Annotated in this window: 20 protein-coding genes and 7 pseudogenes; 16 read left to right on the plus strand and 11 right to left on the minus strand. The window is 53.1% G+C overall.

The features are described from left to right. Positions 1-15: 15 nt before the first annotated feature. From ACMZI0_RS19565 to ACMZI0_RS19580, 4 genes are all read left to right on the plus strand, one after another. Complete coding sequence (locus ACMZI0_RS19565; protein ID WP_415674200.1) at positions 16-312, plus strand: hypothetical protein; 297 nt, start codon at positions 16-18, stop codon at positions 310-312. Continuing rightward, complete coding sequence (locus tag ACMZI0_RS19570; RefSeq protein WP_415674201.1) at positions 312-1,256, plus strand: hypothetical protein; 945 nt, start codon at positions 312-314, stop codon at positions 1,254-1,256. The genes ACMZI0_RS19565 and ACMZI0_RS19570 overlap by 1 nt, the downstream gene beginning before the upstream one ends. A gap of 73 nt (positions 1,257-1,329) precedes the next feature. Further along, complete coding sequence (locus ACMZI0_RS19575; protein ID WP_415674202.1) at positions 1,330-1,881, plus strand: hypothetical protein; 552 nt, start codon at positions 1,330-1,332, stop codon at positions 1,879-1,881. 36 nt (positions 1,882-1,917) lie between these two features. Beyond that, positions 1,918-2,469 (plus strand): hypothetical protein, encoded by a 552-nt coding sequence (locus ACMZI0_RS19580; RefSeq protein WP_415674203.1) that lies wholly within the window; start codon positions 1,918-1,920, stop codon positions 2,467-2,469. 108 nt (positions 2,470-2,577) lie between these two features. Here ACMZI0_RS19580 and ACMZI0_RS19585 read toward each other — a convergent pair whose 3' ends face one another. Further along, complete coding sequence (locus ACMZI0_RS19585; protein WP_415674204.1) at positions 2,578-4,137, minus strand: Cache 3/Cache 2 fusion domain-containing protein; 1,560 nt, start codon at positions 4,135-4,137, stop codon at positions 2,578-2,580. Positions 4,138-4,401: 264 nt separating this feature from the next. On the opposite strand from ACMZI0_RS19585, the gene yjfP reads away from it, so the two are divergent. Continuing rightward, positions 4,402-5,211: an esterase gene (yjfP, locus tag ACMZI0_RS19590; RefSeq protein WP_415674205.1), complete on the plus strand. Its 810-nt coding sequence runs from the start codon at positions 4,402-4,404 to the stop codon at positions 5,209-5,211. A gap of 37 nt (positions 5,212-5,248) precedes the next feature. Here yjfP and ACMZI0_RS19595 read toward each other — a convergent pair. Continuing rightward, positions 5,249-5,677 (minus strand): annotated as a pseudogene (locus tag ACMZI0_RS19595) (glycoside hydrolase family 32 protein); the annotation flags it as partial. A 366-nt stretch (positions 5,678-6,043) separates the two neighbouring features. Here ACMZI0_RS19595 and rpsF point away from each other — a divergent pair. The 5 genes and pseudogenes from rpsF to ACMZI0_RS19620 all read left to right on the plus strand — a co-directional run bounded on the left by rpsF (position 6,044) and on the right by ACMZI0_RS19620 (position 7,991). Then, complete coding sequence (gene rpsF, locus ACMZI0_RS19600; protein WP_415674206.1) at positions 6,044-6,418, plus strand: 30S ribosomal protein S6; 375 nt, start codon at positions 6,044-6,046, stop codon at positions 6,416-6,418. Positions 6,419-6,423: 5 nt separating this feature from the next. Continuing rightward, on the plus strand, positions 6,424-6,744 hold the full coding sequence (priB, locus tag ACMZI0_RS19605) for a primosomal replication protein N (protein WP_415674207.1): 321 nt from the start codon (positions 6,424-6,426) through the stop codon (positions 6,742-6,744). A 4-nt stretch (positions 6,745-6,748) separates the two neighbouring features. Next, positions 6,749-6,976, plus strand: a complete 228-nt coding sequence (rpsR, locus tag ACMZI0_RS19610; RefSeq protein ID WP_000135199.1) for a 30S ribosomal protein S18 — start codon at positions 6,749-6,751, stop codon at positions 6,974-6,976. 41 nt (positions 6,977-7,017) lie between these two features. Beyond that, a complete protein-coding gene (gene rplI, locus ACMZI0_RS19615) occupies positions 7,018-7,467 on the plus strand; it encodes a 50S ribosomal protein L9 (RefSeq protein ID WP_415674208.1) in 450 nt (149 codons plus the stop codon). 146 nt (positions 7,468-7,613) lie between these two features. Continuing rightward, a pseudogene (locus tag ACMZI0_RS19620) lies at positions 7,614-7,991 on the plus strand (DUF488 domain-containing protein). 7 nt (positions 7,992-7,998) lie between these two features. On the opposite strand, the gene ACMZI0_RS19625 reads toward ACMZI0_RS19620, so the two are convergent. After that, complete coding sequence (locus tag ACMZI0_RS19625) at positions 7,999-8,664, minus strand: LysM-like peptidoglycan-binding domain-containing protein (protein WP_415674209.1); 666 nt, start codon at positions 8,662-8,664, stop codon at positions 7,999-8,001. 399 nt (positions 8,665-9,063) lie between these two features. On the opposite strand from ACMZI0_RS19625, the gene fklB reads away from it, so the two are divergent. Further along, positions 9,064-9,684, plus strand: a complete 621-nt coding sequence (gene fklB / locus ACMZI0_RS19630) for an FKBP-type peptidyl-prolyl cis-trans isomerase (protein WP_415674210.1) — start codon at positions 9,064-9,066, stop codon at positions 9,682-9,684. Positions 9,685-9,737: 53 nt separating this feature from the next. Here fklB and ACMZI0_RS19635 read toward each other — a convergent pair whose 3' ends face one another. The 5 genes and pseudogenes from ACMZI0_RS19635 to ACMZI0_RS19655 all read right to left on the minus strand — a co-directional run. Beyond that, entirely contained in the window at positions 9,738-9,971 is a 234-nt protein-coding gene (locus ACMZI0_RS19635; RefSeq protein WP_415674211.1) for a hypothetical protein, read from the minus strand. A 111-nt stretch (positions 9,972-10,082) separates the two neighbouring features. Then, positions 10,083-10,289 (minus strand): hypothetical protein, encoded by a 207-nt coding sequence (locus ACMZI0_RS19640; protein WP_415674212.1) that lies wholly within the window; start codon positions 10,287-10,289, stop codon positions 10,083-10,085. A gap of 275 nt (positions 10,290-10,564) precedes the next feature. Next, positions 10,565-11,230: an iron-sulfur cluster repair protein YtfE gene (gene ytfE / locus ACMZI0_RS19645; RefSeq protein ID WP_415674213.1), complete on the minus strand. Its 666-nt coding sequence runs from the start codon at positions 11,228-11,230 to the stop codon at positions 10,565-10,567. Positions 11,231-11,362: 132 nt separating this feature from the next. Next, a pseudogene (locus ACMZI0_RS19650) lies at positions 11,363-13,324 on the minus strand (bifunctional 2',3'-cyclic-nucleotide 2'-phosphodiesterase/3'-nucleotidase). A 268-nt stretch (positions 13,325-13,592) separates the two neighbouring features. Beyond that, positions 13,593-15,533 (minus strand): annotated as a pseudogene (locus tag ACMZI0_RS19655) (bifunctional 2',3'-cyclic-nucleotide 2'-phosphodiesterase/3'-nucleotidase); the annotation flags it as partial. Positions 15,534-15,718: 185 nt separating this feature from the next. On the opposite strand from ACMZI0_RS19655, the pseudogene cysQ reads away from it, so the two are divergent. Then, a pseudogene (cysQ, locus tag ACMZI0_RS19660) lies at positions 15,719-16,454 on the plus strand (3'(2'),5'-bisphosphate nucleotidase CysQ). Positions 16,455-16,521: 67 nt separating this feature from the next. Here the strand turns inward: cysQ and ACMZI0_RS19665 are convergent. Further along, a pseudogene (locus ACMZI0_RS19665) lies at positions 16,522-17,111 on the minus strand (YtfJ family protein). Positions 17,112-17,423: 312 nt separating this feature from the next. On the opposite strand from ACMZI0_RS19665, the gene ACMZI0_RS19670 reads away from it, so the two are divergent. Continuing rightward, positions 17,424-17,630 carry a DUF1107 domain-containing protein gene (locus tag ACMZI0_RS19670; protein ID WP_415674214.1) on the plus strand — a complete coding sequence of 69 codons (207 nt, stop codon included), beginning with the start codon at positions 17,424-17,426 and terminating at the stop codon, positions 17,628-17,630. Between the two features lie 80 nt (positions 17,631-17,710). Here the strand turns inward: ACMZI0_RS19670 and ACMZI0_RS19675 are convergent, their stop codons facing one another. Both ACMZI0_RS19675 and ACMZI0_RS19680 read right to left on the minus strand, forming a co-directional pair. Beyond that, positions 17,711-17,896 (minus strand): transporter associated domain-containing protein, encoded by a 186-nt coding sequence (locus ACMZI0_RS19675; protein WP_415674267.1) that lies wholly within the window; start codon positions 17,894-17,896, stop codon positions 17,711-17,713. Continuing rightward, positions 17,897-18,130 (minus strand): annotated as a pseudogene (locus ACMZI0_RS19680) (peptide-methionine (S)-S-oxide reductase); the annotation flags it as partial. It abuts the gene before it with no gap. A 361-nt stretch (positions 18,131-18,491) separates the two neighbouring features. Here ACMZI0_RS19680 and tamA point away from each other — a divergent pair. From tamA to ACMZI0_RS19695, 3 genes are read left to right on the plus strand one after another with little or no spacing between them, the layout of a single operon-like run. Beyond that, positions 18,492-20,228 (plus strand): autotransporter assembly complex protein TamA, encoded by a 1,737-nt coding sequence (gene tamA / locus ACMZI0_RS19685; RefSeq protein WP_415674215.1) that lies wholly within the window; start codon positions 18,492-18,494, stop codon positions 20,226-20,228. Next, entirely contained in the window at positions 20,225-24,094 is a 3,870-nt protein-coding gene (gene tamB / locus ACMZI0_RS19690) for an autotransporter assembly complex protein TamB (protein ID WP_415674216.1), read from the plus strand. Before tamA ends, tamB begins: the two co-directional genes overlap by 4 nt. 2 nt (positions 24,095-24,096) lie before the next feature. Then, positions 24,097-24,438: a gamma-glutamylcyclotransferase family protein gene (locus ACMZI0_RS19695; protein ID WP_415674217.1), complete on the plus strand. Its 342-nt coding sequence runs from the start codon at positions 24,097-24,099 to the stop codon at positions 24,436-24,438. Positions 24,439-24,920: the final 482 nt, after the last annotated feature.

Here is a 24,920-nt window from a genome sequence, read left to right on the forward strand (position 1 = left end):
TCTCGTTTTAGCCTGATGTATGACCGCGCTAAATTACTGGCGGCGGATAAGCCTCACGTCATTGCGACATTGAGCGCTGAATTTTCGCGCTTTCCACAGCAAGACATGAAAGTACCAGGCTCGGCGTACACCTGGATGGTGATCGATATGCTATTGCTGGGGTTGGGAGAGAAAGAGACGCCGTTTCGCCTCAGTTATCAAAAGATGGGACGCGCCTCCCGGCGGCGGCTGGCGAAATTCAGTCATATCAGCTACGTCAAACAGTATCTGGATGAAACGCCTCCGCATTTTGCGCCGCGCCGCAATCGTTAATGAAAAAATATGCGTTGGAATCACGCCAGCATACTATTCAGCAATCCGCTTCCTGGCAGGAAAATGCGGCAGGTCTGAATCACGTGATAACGGGCATCTACGACAAATACTATGCGCAACTGGCCGAAAATTTTCCGCCCCCGCCGCTAGAGCAATCTCACAACGTCATGCTCGCCCGCCGGATGCTCAACGGGCACCCGATCGATCTGCCTGAGCATTTTACGACAAAAGAGCTCTATTTAGGTGTTCACGCGCGTGATGCGCTCGCACAGGGTGAGCCCTCGTTCTACTTCCCTGCCGACATCAATCCCTTTGTGCGTCTGGTGTGTATGAGAACGTCCAACATTGCGGATCGTATTGCCACTGAACTTGGCGCATTGCTCAGTGCGCTGAAGGACAATGCTCGGTTTCAGCGATTGTTTGAAGCGACGCTCGATTTTCGTGCCATTGGTATTTTGATTCATGCGCTTGAAACGCTTTCTTTATCCGACATACCCCCTGCGATTCGCTACTTTCTTGAAGGCAAATTAAATCCGCAACTGGTGACTGTGAAGGATAACGTTGTTCCGTATCTTCTTGCTCTGTCAACGGTGCTTGATTCGCGCGTGGTGTATATTTCTCTGGCCCATTCAGAAATGAAAATCGCCGATCGTTATGCTTTTGATGCCGAGTTTGAAAATTTTATTCGTAAGCATCTCTCGATTTTTGATGAGCAGCGCCTGGCTGCGGGGGGATTGAAACCCACGCTGCTGTGTCACCCGGATATTTATCGTGGATCGGCATTGCCCCTATTTTGCCTACAACCGGTGCTGCGACTGGAATATCGACAGCATTATCAACATCGGCTTTATCAGGCGCTATTGGATCAGATGGCGAAGAATATTGATGCCGTGGTGTATACCCGCGATGAATTTACCCGCGCCAAAAATTTAATGTTTTTATAAGAGGGTATTGGCCGCCACCGGTACTATTGCTGGCATGCTGTTGCTAACGACCACTGGCCCCACTGGCGCTGCGGTGTTAGCCACCATCGGACTTGCCTCTGGTTTGGACGAAATTGCCGTCAATCTGCAACAGGTGGTCAGCACTGATAACGGTGCGGTGTATGAACAAGCCCTCTCTGAAGCGCAGGTGGGAGCATGGTTTCTCGCTTTCGGCACCCTGAGCGATGCTATCGGTGTTGGGCGTTTGAGTGTCAAACAGATACAGGCCCGACAAATGATGGCATATGCGGGCAAGAGTAAATCATTTGCGCGAACACAGGCTCGATTAAAAGGCAACAAAATCAGGGGCGAGCGGCGCTATGGCGGCAAGCGGCTCTATAAAAACAGTCCTGATTTTACGCCCATCAATGTGCGCAACGCGCGAGACATTGGCACCGTCGGCTATCGCACTTTGGCAGATAACCATTATGTGCAGTTTTTTACCAAAAGTCCCAAGGGGGCCCGACAACACGGTAGCAAAACCCTGGTGATTTCGGCCCATGGCGGATACTTCGATAGCGACTTGACTCAACCAAGCGTAATTCTTCCCCCCGGATATCACGTTAAAAATGCTCTCCCCGCATGACACCTTTCTTGAGGATCTGGGGCTGGATATAGAGTTATGAACGATGAAGCGGGTTTCCGGGCATTTTTAACGGTCAGAGGAAAAAAGCAGGACACGTATTTTATCCCGCAGCACCACAATGAATGGCGATATCAAGGTGATTATCAGCCTCACAAGGCAAAAAACAGCATGGGACGCTCGGAGGGGTTGCAAAATTATCGCCATTTCCATTATGAAGGTGACACAAAATGGAAGATTGGTCAGGCGCTGGTGAAAAATCGGCGATTGGCTGCGGAACACAAAGCCAGGTTAAGCGATGTGCTGATTGTGAACACCGGGATCAAACTTGAAGTTGATACCGATCCGTTATTGGCAAGCGTTCAGCGAGTGATTGATCTCGACAAGGAAGGGCAACTGCGCAATATAAAAGGAGAACGCTATAACACGCTGGTTTTCTCCCATTGCCGCTGTAATTTTGCACTGCCAGAGGAACAGATATCGACTTACCGGTTGGTGTATCCAGGACCGGATAACCTTTCTGAGGGCCAGAGCCTGGTCAGAGTAACGCGCACAACGTTAACACGCGGGTTTGCCCTTTCAGCGTTATGATCACTATCTGGGCGAGGCTGCATTATCGTCTGGCTCATTACCTGTCGTGTAAACACAACCGGCCTCACGCTGCCTGAGCGCATTGGAGGCCGGGAATGAAACCCTCGGTTAACGTTGCAACTGCGTCAGCGAATGGGTTGACTCGTTAATCTGAAACACGCTGACCAGCTCGGTAAGGTGATGGCCTTTTTGGCGCAGACCCTGTGCGGTATACTCCGAATTACTCGCCAGCTCAGTGCTTTTCTGCGTCGCCTGACCAATCTGCACCACGGCGATATTGACCTGCTCAATGCCGGTAGATTGCTCGCGTGAGGCGGTGTCAATTTCATTGATAATGGTGCTGAGCTGATGAATGCGTTGCAGTAAATCGTCCATCGCCGATTGGGTTTTGGCGGAGATACGGTAGCCCGCTTCAATTTTTTCCAGCGCATCGGTACTGGCGCTGATCTCCTCTGTTGAAGCGCGCACCTGAGCAACGATGCGCGTCAGTCCTTGGCCAATACCGTTGATGGCACCGATCAATCGGCCCACTTCATCATTGCGCTGCGTAGTCAGCGTGGCTTGCAGGTTCCCGGCAGAGAACTGTTCTGCCACTTTTACCACATCTTCCAGCGGTCGGCTCAGCCATTGGCGTGTCAGTAACATAAAGAACACGGCAAAAATCAGCGTCAGCAGGGCACCGCCAGCCAAAAACAGGTTGCGAGTGTTAGTAATGTTGGCCAACAGGCTGCTTTTGCTCAGCGTACCGACGATAACCCATCCCCACTGCGGTACGGCCTGAAACACCATCACCTGTTCCTGTTCGTTGGGCGTTAAGCTGTTGTCGCGGTACTCCAGCGTGCCGTCATGTGCGGCAAGGGTCTGAGCCAGCGCTCTTTCTGACCAGTCAGGATGCTGATTGGCGCGCGTTGGGTGATAGAGATAATTACCGCGTTCATTGCCCTTTTTGGCATTAATCACGAAGAAATGGCCATCATCTTCACCGATGCGTTTTTCCAAAATGCGTTGCTGCATCAGGGTAAACTCGCGCGTGATATCAATACCAACAAACTGGATACCGATAATCTGGCCCGACGCATCCTTAATCGGGATGTATTGGGTGATGTATTGCTTGCCGAACAGAGGGGCCAGGCCTCTGTAGGTTCCCCCTTTCATAATGCTGGCATAGGCTGCGCTTTCTCTGTCGAGTCGTGTGCCGATGGCGCGGGTGCCGTCCTCTTTTTTCAATGACGTCGTGGTACGCACAAAGTCATCGCCATCGCGAACAAGCAGCGTTGAAATTGCGCCAGTGCGGCTGAGAAAATCATCCACGATAGCGGTATTCAAATTCAACAGCGTGTCACCCGCCTTCAGCGTTGGCTGTGAGCCATCGCCGAAAGGGACCCGCTGGGCCGTGTCAATACTGTATTGCGTGGGGAGAAAGCTGGCGAACAGTGTGCTGTAGTTGCCCACCTCCGCTTGCAGTCCGGCATCGTACATGTTGATCATGTCTGTTACACCGGTTACCTGACTCTGCATATCGTGCAGCGTCAGCGCTTTTAACTGATCTCCCGCGGAGCGCGTCAGTGACAGTGTAAAAACCAAAAATAGCACGGCCACACTCAGCGAGGCGATCGCCGAGAGCTTGATGCCTAAACCCCAGTGTCGAAAAGAAGAAAATCGCAGCATGTTATGTCTCTTTTATTAGTGCAATCCGTGCTGGAAAATGACCCATGATGTCGTCAACCGCTGTATAGGCAAGCGCCAGCAGTTAACGCCAGTAACGGCAGAGTAAGTAAATAATTCATCTGATTTGTGTAACTTTACATTGCAGTCTTTGATATAAATCATTGCGAATTTGTATTTAAAAAAATTTGTTTTTGGTGATAGGATGTTAGACAATTCGAGCTTATGCTTAACGATGTGCGGAAAGAAAAAAGAGAGAGAACCCACATGGTAGAAATTTCGCCAGACACACTGAACGGGATTGATGTCTTGCACGCAACTCCTAGCGGAAAGCAGGGGCATCCGTTACCGACGATATTCTTTTTTCATGGCTATACCTCGTCCAAGGAAGTATATGCTTATTTTGGCTATGCGTTAGCACAAGTGGGGTTTCGTGTTATTTTGCCCGATGCGGCGATGCACGGCGCGCGTTACGACGGTGATGAGGCCCGCCGCCTACGCCATTTCTGGGATATTCTGCAATTTAACGTGCAGGAATTACCTGGGCTAGTGGATGCCGCGCGTCAGCGTGGATGGATTGCGGATGACAACATCGGCGTCGCGGGCGCGTCACTCGGCGGTATGACCGCGCTGGCCTCTATGGCGCGCTACCTGTGGATTTCGGTGGTTGCAGCGTTTATGGGCTCCGGATATTTCTCTGCGTTGTCACGCACGCTTTTCCCGCCGGTCCCCGCGGGGAGTCCGGGTTCTGACGATCTGTTGCGTCAGTTGGCACAAACGCTGGTCAATTATGACGTCACTGACAGGCTGTCTGCGCTGGCAAATCGCCCGTTATTCCTGTGGCATGGCGACGCCGATGATGTGGTGCCCGCAGCCGATAGCGCCCGCCTTTATGCCGCACTGAAAGCGGATAACCAGCATCATGCGGATAACCAGCATCATAACGTCACCTACCTGACCGAACGCGACGTGGGGCACCGCATTACCCCGCTGGCACTGACGGCAGGCAGTCGCTTCTTTACTCGTCATCTGGCATCCGTGCCTTTGTCTGAGACGTCGGTCATCGGGCCGGCGTGACGTATCATCGCTAGGCTAGCGTCATTGCTCTGCGTAGATGGAGGCCATCTTCACTGGTGGCAATGCATTGCACCTGACGAATCGCTCCATCATTACCGCTACCCTGTAACCAGACGTGGTCAGTATAGATAAGCGTCAGAATGCGGTTGTCGTTCACTGCGCAGCCAGAAAAGCAGCCGTCCCGATCGAACGCATCACCCGGTGCCAGGGCAATGGGTTGATGCCGCCATTGCACCAGATCGTGGCTTGTCATGTGCCCCCAGTGCATGGGACCCCAATGTTCATCATAAGGATGGTGTTGATAAAACACATGATAGAGGCCATCACAGTATGAGAGCCCGTTCGGATCGTTCATCCAGCCCGTTGGTGGCGCGAGATGAAAAGTCGGGTAAAAACGTGCTTTGCGCTGTGTTTCCAGTTGGCATTGAGCCTGACTGACATCGTGAAGCGTTTGGTTTTTTATCATGGCATGCACCTGTCATCGTCGCTGAACAACGGTTCCGCTGGAGAGAGCCGCCCGGATTGAATGATAAAAATTGTCGACGTTAACGCTGAGGTTGGCAAACGGTCGAGTCGGGTAACTGGGAGATATATCACGATTATTTGCTTTAACTCCTTAATAATGCGTGAACTGTGTTGTTTTTTGTAATTTTTTCCTCTTAATTTTTCGATGCAAATAGCCACAAAACGGCGAGTGAATGCCTTGCGCTTATTCACCGGGCTAAGTATAATTACGCGTCATTTTTTCAGCCGCATACACACACGTTCCTTGCTTCCATGGGCCGCGGCTGAACCCTGACAGGAGGCTGAAAAATCCGTAAGGAGCTATTCGATGCGTCATTACGAAATCGTATTTATGGTCCATCCTGACCAAAGCGAACAGGTTCCGGGCATGATCGAGCGCTACACTGGTGCTATCACTGGTGCAGAAGGCAAGATCCACCGTCTGGAAGACTGGGGCCGCCGTCAGCTGGCTTACCCGATCAACAAACTGCACAAGGTACACTACGTTCTGCTGAACGTTGAAGCCCCGCAGGAAGTGATCGATGAGCTGGAAACTAACTTCCGCTTCAACGATGCCGTTATCCGCAGCATGGTTATGCGTACCAAGCACGCTGTAACTGAAGCGTCTCCGATGGTGAAAGCGAAAGACGAACGCCGTGAGCGTCGTGATGAATACGCTGAAGCTGGGGATTCTGAAGAGTAATTGCCGTGGCGACCGCTAATCGTCTGGAACTGTCTGGCATCGTTTGCAAGGCACCCATACGAAAGGTCAGCCCGTCGGGCATTCCTCACTGCCAGTTTGTGCTTGAGCACCGCTCGGTACAGGAGGAAGCGGGACTCCGTCGGCAAGCATGGTGTCGTATGCCCGTGATTGTCAGCGGACGTGAGTCGCAAGCAATTACCCACAGTATAACGGTCGGTGTGCACATCAGGGTTCAGGGCTTCATTTGCAGCCATCAAGGGCGCAATGGGCTGAACAAACTGGTGTTACATGCCGAGCAGATTGAATTGATAGATTCTGGAGACTAGCCAAATGGCACGTTATTTCCGTCGTCGCAAGTTCTGCCGTTTCACCGCGGAAGGCGTTCAAGAGATCGACTATAAAGATATCGCAACGCTGAAAAACTACATCACTGAAAGTGGTAAAATTGTCCCGAGCCGTATCACCGGTACTCGTGCCAAATATCAGCGTCAACTGGCCCGTGCTATCAAGCGCGCGCGCTACCTGTCTTTGTTGCCGTACACTGATCGTCATCAGTAATCGGCCACAGTCCACTAACGAGACTTTGAGAGGATAAGGTAATGCAAGTTATTCTGCTTGATAAAGTAGCAAACCTGGGCAGCCTGGGTGATCAGGTAAACGTTAAAGCGGGCTATGCTCGTAACTTCCTGGTTCCGCAGGGCAAAGCTGTGCCGGCAACCAAGAAAAACGTTGAGTTCTTCGAAGCGCGTCGCGCCGAACTGGAAGCCAAACTGGCTGACGTTCTGGCTGCCGCTGAAGCGCGTGCTGCGCAACTGACTGAGCTGGGTACTGTTACCATCGCGTCCAAAGCAGGCTACGAAGGCAAACTGTTCGGTTCTATCGGTACGCGTGACATCGCTGATGCTGTCACCGCTGCGGGTGTTGCTATCGCGAAGAGCGAAGTTCGCCTGCCGAACGGTGTACTGCGTACGCTGGGCGACTACGAAGTGAGCTTCCAGGTTCACAGCGATGTGTTCGCTACGCTGAACGTGCTGGTCGTTGCTGAATAAGTGACGCCACGGTGCCTTCGGGCACTGAGCGTAATGCGTGAAACGCCGACCTTAGGGTCGGCGTTTTGCGTTTTATGGACTATCGATAAGCACAGCAGATGCCTTTGGGCGTATGCTAACCTGGTTTCTGCCTGGAGGTTATCAATATGTCCATAACCGCTGATGTACCGCGTATTCATTTACAGCGGGTGTATGATGCACAGTTGCCCTTTGTGCACCCCACGTTTCTGGTGGATAGACTCTGGTCACGCGGTGTGCGGCGTGAGCGGCTGGAAGGGGCGCAGTGGCTTAAAGAGGTTGCCCTCAGCACCGCACTGCGCCAGGCATTTCACGCCGCGCCAGACACGTGGGACACATTTGTTGTGCAATACCGCGCTGAACTGGCGTAGCAAAGCCGTTGGCAGACCATTGTGTTGGCGTTGGCTCGTGCGGGTGAAGTGACATTGCTTTATGCCAGCAAAGGCCCGCAGCGCAATCATGCGCAGGTACTACGGGATTTTCTGCTCACGCAGTGTAAAGCCTGAACGGGTATCAACGCGTGCGAAGAAACACGCCATCGGATTGGCGAGTGAAGTGCACACGCTGACCATCGGCGGTTTCAATCTCCAGTTCAGACACCATTCCTTGCGCATTGAGCTGCAGCTTGACCTCTTGCCCTGCGCGCAGGTTGCTCAGTGGCTTATCCCTTCCTTCTACCTGCGCCATCGCAAACACATCGTTGACCGGCAGGTTATTGTCTCTGAAAAGCTGCGCCAGCGTTTGCCCGGCGGCAATAGGGTAGGTCTGCCAGGCCGGGGCTGCTGTTTCTGCTGGTGCTGGCACGTTAGGCGTGAGGTTAGACTGCATCGGGGTAGGTTCATTAAGCGCAATGGGCGTTGCAGATTGCGGTGCGCGTGACGTTGGCGGGGAATAAGGCCACAGCAGCGCGATCAGCAGCAGAACGATGGCGATCAGAATCGCGCGGCGGTGAAAAGCGGGCAGCGGATCCATCCAGCGGTAGCTGTCTGGGTGATGCCACAGGTTTCTCAGTAGATCGCGCACGCGCTGAGTATGCGCTGACAGGGCGATAGAGGGGGTATTACGCGGTTCTATGGCCCGAGCCAAGGGCAAACGCGGCAGAAAACGCAGTACACTGCGGATCAGCGCTTGATAATCCCTTGCGGGGGCTACTCGTTTCCTGGGCGCGATTCTGCCCATGGTGACCTCTCTTGCAGCGATAGCAACATATACCCGTTATACTTCATGTTGCAGGTGGGTTGGCTGTACTCGTTCACCGTCTTCCTGCTCTCGAATTATCCAGGGTATAGAATTGTCTAGTATATAGGCAACGCACCAACGAAAGTAATACAAGAGTCATAATCTCTAACGTGTTGATGCTTAAGGTAAAAAATTTGAGATAAAGTGGAACCCTTAGTATAGAAGAGGGAGCAGCGTTCGCTCGCCTTTCATACTGGCTGAGCCTGTTTTCTTCGCTGTGCGCCGACGTTAGCGTTAATCGCGCGTGGCGGACAAGACAACAATCGCACAGAAGATTTTACCCTGCCGTCCTGCGCTGTTATGCTGCGTTTTCATTTTTTTACACAATGAGGAACATCCATGAGCACCCCTTCTTATGAGAGCGTTGAGGCGCAGGCCAGTTACGGTATTGGTTTGCAGGTTAGCCAACAGTTGCAAGAATCTGGCCTGGAAGGGTTGATCCCTGAAGCGTTGGTCGCAGGTCTGCGTGACGCACTGGCAGGCAATGCGCCCGCGGTGCCTGTGGATGTTGTTCATCGCGCGCTGCGTGAAATCCATGAACGTGCTGATGCGGTGCGTCGTGAGCGTCAGCAAGCGCTGGCCGTAGAAGGGCAAAATTTCCTGGCAGAAAACGCCGGTAAAGACGGGGTCAGCCAGACTGAGTCCGGTTTGCAATTCCGCGTGCTGACGCAGGGTGAAGGAGCGATCCCTGCACGACAAGATCGCGTGCGCGTGCATTATACCGGCCGCCTGATCGATGGCAGCGTGTTTGACAGTTCTGTGCAGCGTGGGCAGCCGGCAGAGTTTCCGGTAAGCGGTGTTATTCCTGGCTGGATTGAAGCGCTGACGCTGATGCCGGTCGGCTCCAAATGGGAACTCTATATCCCGCATAATCTGGCGTATGGCGGACGTGGTGCTAGTGCATCCATTCCGCCTTTTAGCGCGCTGATTTTCGAAGTCGAGCTGCTGGAAATCCTGTAATGCGCGCAAGGGGCATGGAACGATGCCCCTTGCTAATCGCCAGAAAGACGCGTTCAAACGTGCGGGCTCAATGCTAAGTGTGCTAGTATGTCACTTACGGCCTCATTAACGATTCTTTCATTGATGATGCGGATGACGGGACAGGGGAGCTTTTCCAGCCACTGCTTGTGCCGAAGGGCATTTCGGCTGATATCCATGGTGGTCTCATAACCCGTCGCCCATTCCATAAATGCCTGATACCGCTCGTACTGGTTGCCACCGGGCAGAATGGCTTCCCCAAATCGCATTAATTCTCTTCGCTTAAGTCGCGTTTCATTCTCGACGTAGACATAGATAACGAGCTCGAAGTCGAGGATAAAAATATCTCCCCAGCCACACAGCGAACCGCTGAGAATCCATTACTCGTGTACTTTCAGTGCTCGGGCGAGTTGCTGCTGCCTTTCATGGGGTTCATTCGCCGCAGTATAGGGCGGTGGTGTATTGCGCCAGTAAAAATCATCGGTATCGAGATGTTGATAGCCTACCAGCTTGGCCAGACATGTGGCAATGGATGTGGTACCGGACCCGGAAGCACCCAAAATATGTATTATGTTTTTTTGCAGCATTATCCGTACCGAAGGGAGTGTGGGGAGGCCACGCAGATGTTACATCATAAGCCAGATGAATTCGAATCCCAATTTATTGACGGCACGAAAAAAGCACAATGTGAGCGCGATTACGCCCCAGGCAATCTCCTTGTCTGATTTCGTCGCATCTTGGCGATCGGCACAAATCCACATAGCAGAAAGTCACGTTGAAAAGAGAGATAACGGCGGGGAAATCGGCGCAACCGGTTAACAGGTTGCACCGTGATATCGCTTGTTAATACGACTACTTTGGATTATTCGCCGCGCAGCGCCCGAGGGAACAGGATGTTGTTTTCCAAATGGATATGCTCCATCAAGTCGCTGATAAAAACGTTGATACCGGCGTACAGCGCGCGCCAGGTGTTGCAGGCATTTTCTGGTGGCGTCACATTGTTGGTCAGGTTTTTCACGACTTCCAACTGTTGTCCTGCGTCATCATGCTCATGTTCCATTACCGAGATCGGGCCAGACTCTTGTGCGCCCATACCCGCCTGAATCATGGGGAACAGAATGCGCTCTTCTTTCATCATGTGCTGTGACAGATCGTCGAGGATCAACGTCAACTGTGCGGCAAGCCCGTGCGGGCACGCTGATTTTTCATGGTGAACGCGTTCCACTTTTTCTGCCATCAGGATCAATTCTGGCAACTGCTCGCGGTGACGATCGTGAAAACGCTGGATGATGTAGGGAATGATGTCGCCCAGCGGTGCTGAAGGCCAGTGGGTTTCCGTTGACGGTTGTGCCGCCAGATCGCCGAGGCGTGCTTCCAGTGCCTCGATATCCAGATCAAGCTTGTTGGCCGCACGCAGCAGCGTTTGCTTGCCGCCGCAGCAAAAATCAAGATTGTATTCACGGAAAAGTGCAGTAGCGCGAGGAATGGCGATAGCCAGCTCCCCTAACGTGCGATCGCGATAAGACATGATATGACCCCTGAACGGTGCAATTAATAAGATTTATATTAAATGCATCTTTATGTGTTGACCATAACCAGAAAGGAGTAGGGAGAGCCTTGAGGAAATAAAACGCCGCATCAAGCGGCGATCTTAAGGCGATTATTGTTTCTGTAAATCAATACGATACAACGAAAAACCCACCTCGTCGTGACCGAGCGGCGTCATGGGATATTGCGCTTTCTCTTTGATAAAGAGCTCGGCTTTTGGTGAGGGCGAAGTTTCCATGCGGATATCCAGTGGCGTATCACTTTTGATGGGTGCGAAACGCCAGTTGTTGTCTACCTGAGGTTTTGCCGCCCCCCGTTTTTTCGTTTCTGCCGTGATATAAGTTGCTATTACAGCGCGGTTTTCCTCGGGAGAGACAAACGCGATGTACTTTTCCCCAGTCCCAGCAAATTTTTCTCCGAAAGCACGGTAGTTATTGGTGGCAATCAGGAACGTCATCTTGGGATCGATGGGCTTGCCCTGATAGGTCAGATTGACAATGCGCTCGGCGTTGGCGTTGGCGTTGGCGTTGCGCGGCGCGCATTCCCCGTCGTAGCGCGCGGGTTGCGTCACGTCAATCTGATAGCTGACGCCGTCGATCACATCGAAATTATAGGTGCGAAAACCGCTCCAGTTAAACAAGGATTGCGGTGCCTTGTTGTGCGGATCGATTTGATTGAACTGGCCGGCAGAGCACTCCAGCCACTCTTTCACCTGCTTCCCGTTCACTCTCATCACCACCAGTGTGTCGAGGTAAGCATAGAGATCGGCGGCATTGCGGTAAGTCAGTTCACCCTTTTCCACTTCCACATAGCTGTTGGGATCGTTCTTTCTGCCGCCCGCTTTTATCGGTGATACCGCAGAGAGCACCGGAATATTTTCCAGATCAGGATCGCCCTGAACAAAGTGCTGCACATAGGCGCGCTGCGCATCATTGATGAGTTGCGTGGTGGAATCATCCTGCACCAGTGACAGATAACTGTACATATTCTCTGCGATTTTCCCGATGGGTTTACCAAAGAACGCGCGCGTTTGCTGGTGTGTATCGGATAACACCTTCACCAGATTTTTATCTGCTTCGGCCCGCGATTGTTGCTATGCCTTGTCGAAAATAGGGCGCGTTTCGGCCTTGCCCTGCGTCACCTGCCATTTCCCGCTGTGATTGCTAATCACCAGATCGACAATGCCCAGATGGTCGCCCCATTGACCGGGCATCACGGCGGGGATGCCGTTAAGCGTGCCCCGAACAATATCGCTGCCGGGAATGGCGACAAAGTCTTTGCTGGGGAAAACGGCATGAGTATGACCAAACAGAATGGTGTCGATGCCGGGCACCTGGCTCAGGTAATACACCGAATTCTCTGCCATGGCTTTGTAAGGCTCAGTAGAAATCCCTGAGTGGGGAATGGCAATCACAATATCAGCCCCTTTCTGCTGCATGATCGGCACCCATTTTTTCGCGGTGGCGGTAATATCTGCCACGGTTACCTTGCCTCTCAGGTGGGTTTTATCCCATAGCATGATTTGTGGCGGGACAAAACCGATATAGCCGATACGTAATGAGTGGGTTTTGCCGTCGCGATCTTTTACCGGCGTATCTTTGATAATGTAGGGCGTGAACAGCGGTTTGCCGGTTTTGGCGTCCAGCACGTTGGCGTTTACATAGGGAAAAGCCGCACCGGACAGCGCTTTGTGCAGATAATCCAGACCGTAGTTGAATTCATGGTTGCCGATATTACCGACGGCATAGTCCAGCCGGTTCATGACCAGATACACCGGATGCACTTCCCCGTGCTGTAGCCCTTTGGCAACGACATACTCATCCAGCGGGCTACCCTGAATCAGGTCACCGTTATCCACCAGTATGCTGTTGGTGACTTCCTGCCGTGCGCTGTGGATCAAACTGGCTGTGCGCACCAGACCATATTTATCAGTAGGTTTGTCTTTGTAGTAGTCAAAATCCATCATGTTGCTGTGTAAATCGGAGGTTTCCAGTATGCGTAGATCGACGGTGGCAGCGTGCAGTGAGGTGGTAACGAACAGGGCCACTAAACTGGGTGCGAGCACATGCTTCATATTGCCTGACTCCTTCATGGTTGGGTTGCTCGTGGACGGGCAACCCTAAAACTACCTTTCCAGAAGGAAACGAATTGTCATCGCGCCACGAAAGGCCAGTAGAAGTATCCGTATTTATTGGGCTGTTGAAGGTAGGTTCCGATCGGATAACGGCTTAATGGTGAATACCAGAAAAATGAGGGAGGATTAACCGAGTATGACGAGCGTGAGTCGGTGGGTGCAGCAATCTCAGAACGCCGCTTAACGCGGCGTTCTGAGATTGCTGTTTTTGCAAATCGAGACGATACAACGCGAAACCCACATCATCATGACCGAGTGACGTCATAGGATATTGCGCTTTCTCCTTGATAAAGGCGGCCGCCTTCGCTGACGGCGCGGTTTCTATGCGAATATCCAGCGGCGTGTCGCTCTTGATTGGCGCTAAACGCCAGTTGTTGTCTGCCTGAGGTTTCACCTCACCCTGTTTTTGCGTTTCCGCACTGATATAGGCTGCCAGCACGGAACGGTTTTCATCGGGAGAAGCAAAAGCGACATACTTTTCGCCGGTTCCGGCAAATTTCTCGCCGTAGGCGCGGTAGTTATTGGTGGCAATCAGGAATTTCATCTTAGGGTCTATAGGCTTGCCCTGATAGGTCAGATTGATAATCCGCTCGGCGTTGGGGTTACGCGGCGCGCACTCTCCGTCGTAGCGGGCAGGCTGCGTCACATCAATCTGATAGCTGACACCATCAATCACATCAAAGTTATAGGTGCGGAAACCCTCCCAGTTAATCAAGGATTGCGGTGCCTTGCTGTGCGGATCGATTTGATTGAACTGGCCGGCAGAGCATTCCAGCCACTCTTTCACCTTCTGCCCATTCACTTTCACCACCACCAGCGTGTTCGGGTAGAGATAGAGGTCGGCAGCGTTACGGAAGGTTAGCTCACCTTTTTCCACTTCTACATAGCTGTTGGGATCGTTCTTTCTGCCACCCACTTTAAACGGTGCGGCGGCAGAAAGCACGGGAATGTCAGCCAGATCGGGATCGCACTGAATAAAGTGCTGCACATAGGCACGTTGCGCGTTATTGACGATCTGCACAGTGGGGTCGTCCTGCACCAGCGAAAGATAGCTGTACATATTGTCAGCGGCTTTACCAATGGGTTTGCCGACAAAGGTGCGCGTTTGCTGATGCGCATCGGACAACACGTTCACCAGATCTTTATCCGCTTCGGCCCGCGACTGTTTCTGTGCCTTGTCAAAAATTGGCCGCGCCTCCGCTTTTCCTTGCGTCACCTGCCATTTCCCGCTGTCATTGCTCACCACCAGATCGACAATGCCCAAATGGTCTCCCCATTGGCCGGGCATCACGGCGGGAATGCCGTTAAGGGTGCCCTGCGCAATATCGCTGCCGGGAATGGTGGCAAAATCTTTGCTGGGGAAAACGGCGTGAGCGTGGCCAAACAGAATGGCATTAATGCCCGGCACCTGGCTCAGGTAGTACACCGAATTCTCTGCCATGGCTTTATAAGGCTCGCCCGACAAACCGGAGTGGGGAATGGCAACCACGATATCGGCCCCTTTTTGCCGCATTTCTGGTACCCACTTCTTCGCGGTTTCGGTAATGTCAGCCACGGTGACTTTACCGCTCAGGTTGGCTTTATCCCACACCATGATTTGTGGCGGGACAAAACCGATATAGCCGATGCGTAACGTATGGGTTTTGCCGTCACGATCTTTGACCGAGGTATCTTTGATAATGTAGGGCGTGAACAGCGGTTTGCCGGTTTTGGCGTCCAGCACATTGGCGTTCACATAGGGGAAGGCCGCGCCGGACAGCGCTTTGTGCAGATAATCCAGACCATAGTTGAATTCATGGTTGCCGATATTACCGACGGCATAGTCCAGCCGGTTCATGGCCAGATACACCGGGTGCACCTCTCCCTGTTGCAGCCCTTTGGCGGCCATATAATCTCCCATCGGACTGCCTTGAATCAGATCGCCGTTATCCACCAGTACGCTGTTGGTAGCTTGCTGACGCGCGCCGTGGATCAAACTGGCCGTGCGCACCAGACCGAATTTATCGGTGGGGGTATCTTTGTAATAATCAAAATCCATCATATTGCTGTGCAGATCGGTGGTTTCCAAAATGCGCAGATCGACGGTGGCAGCGTGCAGTGAGGTGGTAACGAACAGGGCCACTAAACCTGGCGCGAGCTCGTGCTTCATATTGCCTGACTCCTTCATGTTGGCGTTGCACTTGGATTTGATACTCATAAAGTATCCTACTAAAGGGAGTAATTGGCATAGAATCATGACAGGTCAGTGGCGCATCTCACTCTTTTGACGAAGATTAGGGGCCGTTACCGAGTTGAGTTGTATATATAACGGGCACCAGAAAGACGAGGTTCACTATGTTGGAACAAATTTGCCAGTTGGCGCGCGACGCCGGCGCGGCCATCATGCAGGTATATGATGGCGAACGTCCTGTCGACGTTGCGCACAAAAAAAGACGCATCCCCTGTGACCGCAGCGGATTTGGCAGCGCATCACATTATCAAGCAGGGGCTGGCGCAGATGTTTGCTGATATTCCTCTGCTGTCTGAAGAAGATCCCCCCACCTGGGAAGTACGCCAACACTGGCAGCGCTACTGGTTGGTCGATCCACTGGATGGCACCAAAGAGTTTCTTAATCGTAACGGTGAATTTACCGTAAATATCGCGCTGATTGAAAACGGCGCGCCGGTGCTGGGCGTGGTGTATGTGCCGGCTACCGATGTAATGTATGCGGCGGCCGGTGGTAAAGCATGGAAAGAGGTGGAGGGTGTGCGCCGTTTGATCCGCGTAAATCATGCGCATCCACCGCTGGTGGTGGTGAGCCGTTCTCATCTGGATGCAGAATTAAAAGACTATTTGCTTCAGCTGGGTGAACACCAAACGGTGGCGATTGGATCATCGCTGAAATTTTGCCTGGTGGCAGAAGGCAAGGCGCAGCTTTATCCCCGCTTCGGGCCGACCAATGTGTGGGACACCGCTGCGGGGCACGCCGCCGCCGCGGGCGCGCAGGTGCATGATTGGCAGGGAAAAACCCTCAATTATGTGCCGCGTGAATCCTTTCTTAACCCCGGATTCCGGGTGTCGTTATTTTGATTGGAGCAGCGGTTTGATTGAGACAGGCGTGGTGTGACGATCGTCCACGCCTGTTATCTGCCGGTAATTACTCTTTCAGCAACTGCGGCAGCAGGTCCATCACCTGTTGAACTTCCTGCGCGCTTAGCGCCCCGTCTTTGACATATCGCACCAGCCCGCGCTTATCCAGCACCACAATCGCTGAGCTTTTGGGTTCCAACTGCCAAGACTGGCGGACATTGCCGCGACTATCGACGATAAACTGCGACCACGGGAAGGTTTTTTTACTCTCTTCAAGGCTGCTACGAACAAACGGGCCGGTGCCGATGATAGCGTCATCCGTATTGACGATTGTCGTCGTTTGGTAATATTCGTGCGCCAGATTAGCGGCCTTGATGGCACTGATCAGCGGATCGTTCATCTCTTTGGCCGAGGTTCTGCCTGCAATATGCTGGATGACGCGCACTTTTCCATTTTCCAGCAAGCTGTGCGCTGTTCCAATTTCTGGTAACTAAACTGTTCGTTCTGATACATCAGCTCTCCTTTATCGGCAACGCCGGTGGGAGGCACGGTTTGGTTGAGCGTAAGCTTGTGCGCCATAGCGGGCAGGGCCAACAGGGTGCACAAGCTAAGCAGGGCTATCCGCTGACGCAGCGTAGAGGTGTGGCAGGCAGTCATAGAGTGTCCTCAGGTAGAAAGCGGCGAAGGTTACGCGAAACCGTTGCTTAAACGTAGAGGAGGATATCTGGTCTGTCCTGTCTGGAATGTGATCAAGATTCACAATTTTTGTTACGTAAAGGTAAAAATAAAACTATGCTGATCGATAACGGAACTATCTTATAACAGTATGAAAAACCTGTGAATTATGCTGTTTTTTGTGTGGAACTAAATGCCATCTGACGACACTAATAGTTAGGCGTTCTATTAACGCGTTCTTTTATACCCCGGTTTGGGGCCGAATAGAAAAATGAAAACGGGAGGAGAGATACAATGCGGATCTTCGAACGTTACAACCCGTTAAAAGTTGCGAAATACGTGAAAACACTGTTTCGCGGCCGGTTGTATATCAGAGGGATCGGTGCTTTTGAATTTGACTATGGCAAAATATTATTGCCGAAAACCCAGGACAAACAGCATTTGCTGGTGATGTCTGAGGTGAACCGTCAGGTAATGCGGCTGCAAGCCGACATGGGTTGAGCGGTTCGAGAAAAATGCTGCTGCCGCTAGTGACGGGCAGCAGCCATGGTGCCAGCGCATCAGGCTGGCTGCGTCGATGATTAGCTTTTTGGCTCAGCCGGTAATTCAGCATCGGCAACTGCCGTTGAAGCCGCACTTTTCTCTTCAAGACGGGTGACCAGCAACTGGTCGATCTTGTAGCTGTCGATATCCACCACTTCAAATTTGTAGCCTGCAAAGCGGACGTAATCGGTGCGTTTAGGAATCTTGCGCAGCGTATACATCATAAAGCCGCCGGTGTAGCCCGCTGCGGTGCTGTATACGCCTTCCTGTTGCCAGAACAGGCGTTCCACGCCCCAAAAGCACCCCATGGCGAACAGGGCAACGTCCATATTGTCAGGAACATGGGTCATGGAATGTTGGCTGACAACGTGCAGGCGCGCGAGCGGCATCGGGGTGCCACGTCCTGGCAGCGCATCTGACTGACGGATGCGTTGGGTTTTATCACTGTGTTGGGCCACGTTTTTACTCCGGTGATAACCAATATTGCGAATGGGTAACAGAATAACTAAGAAAGTTCGTGCTGTCTTTATTGTTAAAGCTCGTTTAAGGTTAAGGTGTTGCGCAACCTGCATTTTTGAAATTACTCATTACACTTTAGAGTGGGTGTAGATGAGGACGTTGAGTGGGATTGTTTTTGACATGATTTTCAACACACGCCTGTGTAGAACGCTATATACCCAAAATAATTCGAGTTGCAGGAAGGCGGCAAGTGAACGAATCCCGGTGAGCTTACTCAAGTAAGTGATTCGGGTGAGTGAGTGCAGCCAACGCACATGCAGCTTGAGGTATGACGGGTATAAATGAAAATGGGGAGTTGGCGTGTCACGATACCGTACTTTGCTTTTGGTGTGCCTGCTTGCAACTGCATCGTCCTATGCAGCGAACGTACGTTTGCAAGTGGTGGGATTGGAAGGGGAATTACAGCGCAACGTGCGTGCGCGGCTATCGACCATCGGTCCTGACGAAGTCAGTGCCGACGGGCGCTTTCGTGCCCGTGTTGATGATGCGATCCGGCACGGGTTGCGGGCGCTAGGGTATTACGATCCGCAAATCAATTTTGAATACCATCCGTCAGAAAACGGTGGTCGCCCGCTACTGCTGGTGACGGTGACGCCGGGTGAGCCAGTCAAAATTGCGGGTACCGATGTGCTGCTCCAGGGCAATGCGAGCAGCGACAGCGATTTCCTCCAACTGCGTCGCCGCAGCCTACCTGCGGTGGGCCGCGTGCTGAATCACGGCGACTATGATGATTTCAAACGTTCATTAAATAATCTTGCGCTGCGTAAAGGCTATTTTGATGCGCACTACAACAAAAGCCAGCTAGGGGTGATCCGCGAAACGCGGGAAGCGTTCTGGGATATCGATTATGACGGCGGCACCCGTTACCGTTTTGGCGACGTGCATTTTCAGGGCAGCCAGATCGATGAAGCCTATCTGTGCAATCTGATCCCGTTCAAACGGGGCGATGAGTATACCAGCGAAGATTTGGGTGAGTTTAACCGTCGCTTGTCCGCTACCGGGTGGTTTACGTCGGTGGTGGTCTCCCCCAATTTCGCGGCGGGAAAAGCGGACAAAATGCTGCCGTTGGATGCGGTGGTCACGCCACGTGCGCGCAATTTGCTGGAGACCGGGGTGGGATTTTCCACGGATGTGGGGCCTCGTTTTCAAACCACGTGGCGCAGGCCGTGGATTAACGACCGCGGACACAGTCTGGAAAGCAGCCTGAGTGTTTCGGCGCCGGAACAGTCGCTGGATTTCAGCTACAAGATCCCCTTGCTGAGAAGCCCGCTGGAGCAGTTCTACCTGCTGCAAGCAGGGTTCAAGCGTGAAGATCTCAATGATACCAAATCGGACGGCACCACGTTGAACGTGGCGCGCTTCTGGACGCTTAATCGCGGCTGGCAGCGTTCCATCAACCTGCGCTGGAGCCTCGATCACTTTACTCAGGGTAGCGTGACTGACACCACCATGCTGCTCTATCCGGGTCTCAGTATCAACCGCACGCGGCAACGCGGCGGAACGATGCCTACCTGGGGCGATTCACAGCGTTATTCGCTGGATATCTCGGATACCACCTGGGGTTCGGATATCGATTTTGCGGTAATACAGGCGCAGAACGTCTGGATCCGCACGCTGGAGGATAAGCACCGCTTCGTGGCGCGTGGCAATGTTGGTTGGATTGAAACCAACAGCTTCTCTCGCGTGCCGCCGTCACTGCGTTTCTTTGCCGGGGGCGATCGCAGCATTCGCGGCTATAAATTCCGCTCCATTTCGTCGCATGATGACGAAGGCAAACTGACCGGTGCGTCAAAATTGCTGACCGGTTCTCTGGAATACCAATACAACTTTACCGGACGTTGGTGGGGGGCGGTGTTTGTCGATACCGGCGATGCGGTAAATGATCTCAAGATTAGCGACCTGAAAACCGGTGCCGGTGTCGGGATCCGCTGGGCCTCACCGGTGGGACCCGTCAAATTCGATTTTGCCGTTCCGGTTAACGATTCCGAGAAACGTAACGATCTCCAGTTCTATATTGGTTTGGGGCCTGAACTATGAGCCTGATAAAGAAAATAGGCATTGGGGCCATCGCATTTTTGTTGCTGTTGTTTATCACGCTGGCGGGATTGCTGTTTACCACGCCGGGGTTGCATCTGCTACTCAATGGCGCGGCGCGCTGGGTGTCTGGGTTGGAGATCGCCGAGGTGCAAGGCGGCTGGCGCGATTTAACGCTACGTGGCGTGGGGTATCAAACGCCGGGTATCACGCTCAAGGCCGGTGAGTTGCATCTCGCGCTGGAATTGGGCTGCCTGGCGCGCAGCCAGATCTGCGTCAATGATATTGCGCTGCGCGATCTCGATGTGGTGATCGACAGTAGCGCCTTGCCGCCGCCCGCTGAGGCACCCGCGCCCAGTGAGCCCGTGGGAGAACTGTCCGCTCCGTTCCCAATACGTCTTAGCCAACTGACACTGAACAATATTCGCGTCACGCTGGATGATACCGCGCTGTCACTGGGTGAACTACGCACGGGCATGCACTGGGAAGGTCGTGCGTTGACATTGCTGCCAACGCAAATCAATGCACTGCTGGTGGCATTACCGAAAACCAAACCGGCAGCGACTGTCGCAGAAAGTACGCTGGCAGCCACCGAGGACGGTAAAGTCACGGCATCTGAAGTTGGGGATATCGCCTCGGCGACCGCGCAGGCCGCTGTTGCACCGCAACCTGAGGCGGCGCCACCTGCGCCGGAAAAAGTGGACATGCCCCCGCCACTGGGGGAACAGCTACAGGCGCTGTTTGCTAAACCGCTGCTGCCTGCGTTGCCAGAATTTACGCTGCCGTTGGACGTAGACATCAGTGATTTGCGCGGCGAGCAGTTGCGGCTTACGGGTGATCAAGACATCACCATCACCACGTTGCAACTGCAAGCCTCCACCCAACAGCAACATATTCAGTTAGCAAGGCTGGCAATACAATCGCCGCAAGGGGCCATTCACGCCACGGGCGAAGCAATGCTGAGCGATAACTGGCCGCTGTCGTTTATCCTGAACGGCGTGGTGAACACCGAGCCGTTGAAAGGCGAGAAGATCAAACTGACGGTGGATGGCAGCTTGCATGACTGGCTGAACACCACGCTTAATCTCTCCGGGCCGCAGCGTGCGCTGCTCACCTTGAAAGCACAACTGGCCCAGCCTGAACTGCCGTTGGTGCTGACCATGCAGTCTGAGCATCTTGCCTGGCCATTGACCGGAGATGCGGAGTATCAGGTCAATAATCTGGCGTTAAGCCTGACCGGGAAGGCCACAGATTATGCCTTGAAGATCAACGGTGATATTCGCGGTAGTGCTGTGCCGCCCGCCTCGCTGGCGCTGGAAGGTAACGGTAACTTGCGGCAGTTTGATATAAGCCCGCTGCGACTCTCTGCGTTGCAAGGCACCACTGAGTTGCGCGTACTGGTGGATTGGAGCAAGGCCATCAGTTGGCGCAGCGAGCTGGTGCTGGATGGCATTAATACGGCAAAGCAATGGCCGGAATGGCCTGCGCGTATTGATGGCAAGATCAGCACGCGCGGCAGTTTCTACGGCGGTAACTGGCAGGTGGCGGTTACCGAACTGCGCCTGAACGGCAACATCAAGCAAAACAAACTCACGGCGCAAGGTTCTCTGAGCGGCAATGCCGCCGGCCAGTGGAGTATCCCCGGCATCAACCTGGCGCTGGGACGCAATCAGCTTGATGTCAAAGGCGAGCTGGGTAAGCAATGGCAGTTGGACGGCGTTATTGATGCGCCTGCGCTGAATGGCGCGTTGCCGGGACTGGCTGGCCGCGTTGCCGGAACGGTGCGGCTGCGCGGTAACCACACCGCACAGCAGCCGTTGGCGGATCTCAACGCCACAGGACTGCGTTGGCAGGGCTTATCCATCGAACGTTTGACGCTGGAAAGCGACGTGCGTTCCGAAGCGCAGGTCAACGGTCGGATGGCGCTGCGCGTCGAACAATTACGCCAGGAAGGGATCTCGGTTTCTCTGCTGACGCTAAACGCCCAGGGTAACGAGCAGCAGCATCAGTTGCGGTTGAACGTGGAAGGGGAGCCTGTCGCCGGACAGCTGGCCCTGACCGGGCATTTCGACAGGGCGCAGCAGCGCTGGCACGGCACGCTGGATCAAACCCATTTCACTACGCTGGTGGGGGAATGGCGTTTGTCGCCCTCCATGTCGCTGGATTATCAGCAAGCGCTGGCGTGCATTACGCTTGGTGCGCACTGTTGGCAAAACCCGAATGCGGAGCTGTGCGGGCCTCGTGCTGTCGACATTGGCCCCAGCGGGCAAGCCAGCGTGGTGTTGAACCGTTTTGATTTGGCGATGCTTGAACCGTTTTTGGGTTCAGATACTGCGCTGAGCGGCGTATTTACTGGCCGTGCCGACGTTGCCTGGCAGCCAGGGGGCGGGTTGCCGCAAGTAAAAATTGCGCTGACAGGGAATAAGATTGCACTGCGCCAGCAGATGAACGGCAACACGCTGCCTGTCGATTTTGACACTTTTACGCTGAATGCTGGCGTAGATCGCGGCCGTGCAACGCTGGGGTGGCTCATCGCCATTCATAATAACGGCCAGTTCCGCGGTGATATTCAGGTCACGGACCCACAGGGGCGACGCCAACTGGGGGGCGATATCGCCATCGACAAGATCTCTCTTGCGCTGCTGAATCCGGCGTTAAGCCGGGGGGAAAAAGCGGCGGGCATGCTGAACGGCGCTTTGCGCGTTGGAGGTAATGTGCGTCAGCCGCAGTTGAACGGACAACTGGCGCTGGAAGGGCTGGATATTGACGGTCACTGGATGCCGGTCGATCTGACCGATGGCCGTTTGGCGGTGAACTTTAACGGCATGAGTTCTACGCTACAGGGATTTTTGAAAACCACGCAAGGGCAGCTTAATCTGAGCGGTGATGCGGATTGGCGTCAGCCGGAGGCGTGGCGGGCACGTATTGCGGCCAAGGGCGACCGGGTTCGGGTGACGTTGCCGCCGACGGTGCGGCTTGATGTTTCGCCGGATATTGAGTTTGAGGCTACGCCGCAGCTCTTTACGCTCAACGGCTCGGTCAAGGTGCCGTGGGCGCGAATTACGGTGCAAGATATGCCGGAAAATGCGGTGGATGTTTCTTATGATGAGGTATTGCTGGATGAGCAACGTCAACCGCTAACCCGCAACACGGCGGCGATTCCTATCAACAGCAACCTGACCATCCGCGTGGGTGACGATGTGCGCCTTGATGCGTTTGGCCTGCGCGCCAGTTTGCAGGGCGATCTGAAAATGGTGCAGGATGAACGCAGTTTGGGGCTGAACGGACAAATCAATATCCCAACCGGGCGTTTCAAGGCCTACGGGCAGGATTTGATCGTACAAAAAGGGATTCTGGTGTTCTCCGGTCCACCCGCTGAACCGAATCTGAATATCGAAGCGGTGCGCAATCCTGACAATACCGCCGATGGCGTGACGGCTGGCGTACGCATCACTGGCGCGGCCAGCGCGCCGCACATTGAGGTGTTTTCTACCCCGACATTATCGCAACAAGAAGCATTATCGTACTTGTTACGCGGTCAAGGGCTGGACAGCACCGGTTCAGACAGTAATATGATGACCTCGGCCTTAGTAGGGTTAGGGGTTGCGCAAAGTGGCCAAGTTGTGGGTAGAATTGGCGAGGCCTTTGGCGTAAGTGATTTAGCTCTGGATACACAGGGCGCTGGCGACGAATCTCAGGTTGTGGTCAGCGGTTACGTCCTCCCGGACCTTCAGGTCAGATACGGCATTGGCATATTTGACTCTTTGGCAACGTTGACGTTGCGTTATCGGTTAATGCCAAGACTCTATTTGGAAGCGGTGTCTGGTCTCGATCAGGCATTGAATGTGCTCTATCAGTTCGAGTTTTAGCGATGCGAATCATTGTTTATGGCAGTTTACGACGCAAACAGGGAAACAGTCACTGGATGACGAACGCACAGTGGCTAGGGGATTGTCAGCTCGGTGGTTACGAGATGTATGACCTTGGCCATTATCCTGCGGTGGTAGTCGGGGAGGGGGAAATTTTTTGCGAAGTTTATCGCATAAGCTCATCCATCCTGACAGAACTCGATGCGTTAAAGCGTGATGGTCACGAATACAAACGCGAGTTGATCAACACCCCGCTAGGGAGTGCGTGGATCTATCTGTATCAACACTCGGTAACAGGGTTGCCGCGTATTGGCAATGGCGATTGGTTGATGCGCGAGCAGTAATGATACTGGGTAGTCTGTAAATAAAATCGTAACCGGCTCTGTGTCGGTTACGATTCACTTTCTTCGCGCCATCTTGTGTGCCCTTTCTGATGCCTGACGTTGAATAAATGGCTTATGTAAAATCCATTGTATTGGATTGCGTTTGTCACTGAATGTTGAAATTACAGTGCTGTTTGCAACGTTTCCCTTTGGTAAAAAATGTGCTTAAAGAATTTTCAACTGCGAAGTTTATATGCTCACAATGTGTGAGAAAATAGGAACCTGACGATAAGAAATTGCCAGATTCCTGTGTGTAGTTAATCAACGGCTAACTCATTTTCAGAATACAGTTCTTGTCGTTGGATTACTATGGACTCTGGAAAGGTTTCATCTATAAATTCAAACGGAACTAAAGATGTAACCACACCAATTATATTAGTCGATGTGCTTGATGAAAATAATTGCATTGTCATTACACCTCGGCTAATGATGACATGCGCATA

Origin of the sequence: Symbiopectobacterium sp. (assembly GCF_047692315.1) — a bacterium.
Taxonomy (GTDB): domain Bacteria; phylum Pseudomonadota; class Gammaproteobacteria; order Enterobacterales; family Enterobacteriaceae; genus Symbiopectobacterium.

Bases quoted from the DNA above. Each gene is read 5' to 3' on its own strand.
- tamB (WP_415674216.1), top strand. From the start codon at position 20,225: ATGAGCCTGATAAAGAAAATAGGCATTGGGGCCATCGCATTTTTGTTG.
- ACMZI0_RS19670 (WP_415674214.1), top strand. From the start codon at position 17,424: ATGCGGATCTTCGAACGTTACAACCCGTTAAAAGTTGCGAAATACGTG.
- ACMZI0_RS19585 (WP_415674204.1), bottom strand. From the start codon at position 4,137: ATGCTGCGATTTTCTTCTTTTCGACACTGGGGTTTAGGCATCAAGCTC.
- ACMZI0_RS19625 (WP_415674209.1), bottom strand. From the start codon at position 8,664: ATGGGCAGAATCGCGCCCAGGAAACGAGTAGCCCCCGCAAGGGATTAT.
- ACMZI0_RS19635 (WP_415674211.1), bottom strand. From the start codon at position 9,971: ATGCGATTTGGGGAAGCCATTCTGCCCGGTGGCAACCAGTACGAGCGG.
- rpsR (WP_000135199.1), top strand. From the start codon at position 6,749: ATGGCACGTTATTTCCGTCGTCGCAAGTTCTGCCGTTTCACCGCGGAA.
- yjfP (WP_415674205.1), top strand. From the start codon at position 4,402: ATGGTAGAAATTTCGCCAGACACACTGAACGGGATTGATGTCTTGCAC.
- fklB (WP_415674210.1), top strand. From the start codon at position 9,064: ATGAGCACCCCTTCTTATGAGAGCGTTGAGGCGCAGGCCAGTTACGGT.
- ACMZI0_RS19640 (WP_415674212.1), bottom strand. From the start codon at position 10,289: ATGCTGCAAAAAAACATAATACATATTTTGGGTGCTTCCGGGTCCGGT.
- ACMZI0_RS19580 (WP_415674203.1), top strand. From the start codon at position 1,918: ATGAACGATGAAGCGGGTTTCCGGGCATTTTTAACGGTCAGAGGAAAA.
- ACMZI0_RS19695 (WP_415674217.1), top strand. From the start codon at position 24,097: ATGCGAATCATTGTTTATGGCAGTTTACGACGCAAACAGGGAAACAGT.
- ACMZI0_RS19565 (WP_415674200.1), top strand. From the start codon at position 16: ATGTATGACCGCGCTAAATTACTGGCGGCGGATAAGCCTCACGTCATT.
- rpsF (WP_415674206.1), top strand. From the start codon at position 6,044: ATGCGTCATTACGAAATCGTATTTATGGTCCATCCTGACCAAAGCGAA.
- ACMZI0_RS19675 (WP_415674267.1), bottom strand. From the start codon at position 17,896: ATGATGTATACGCTGCGCAAGATTCCTAAACGCACCGATTACGTCCGC.
- ytfE (WP_415674213.1), bottom strand. From the start codon at position 11,230: ATGTCTTATCGCGATCGCACGTTAGGGGAGCTGGCTATCGCCATTCCT.
- ACMZI0_RS19570 (WP_415674201.1), top strand. From the start codon at position 312: ATGAAAAAATATGCGTTGGAATCACGCCAGCATACTATTCAGCAATCC.
- rplI (WP_415674208.1), top strand. From the start codon at position 7,018: ATGCAAGTTATTCTGCTTGATAAAGTAGCAAACCTGGGCAGCCTGGGT.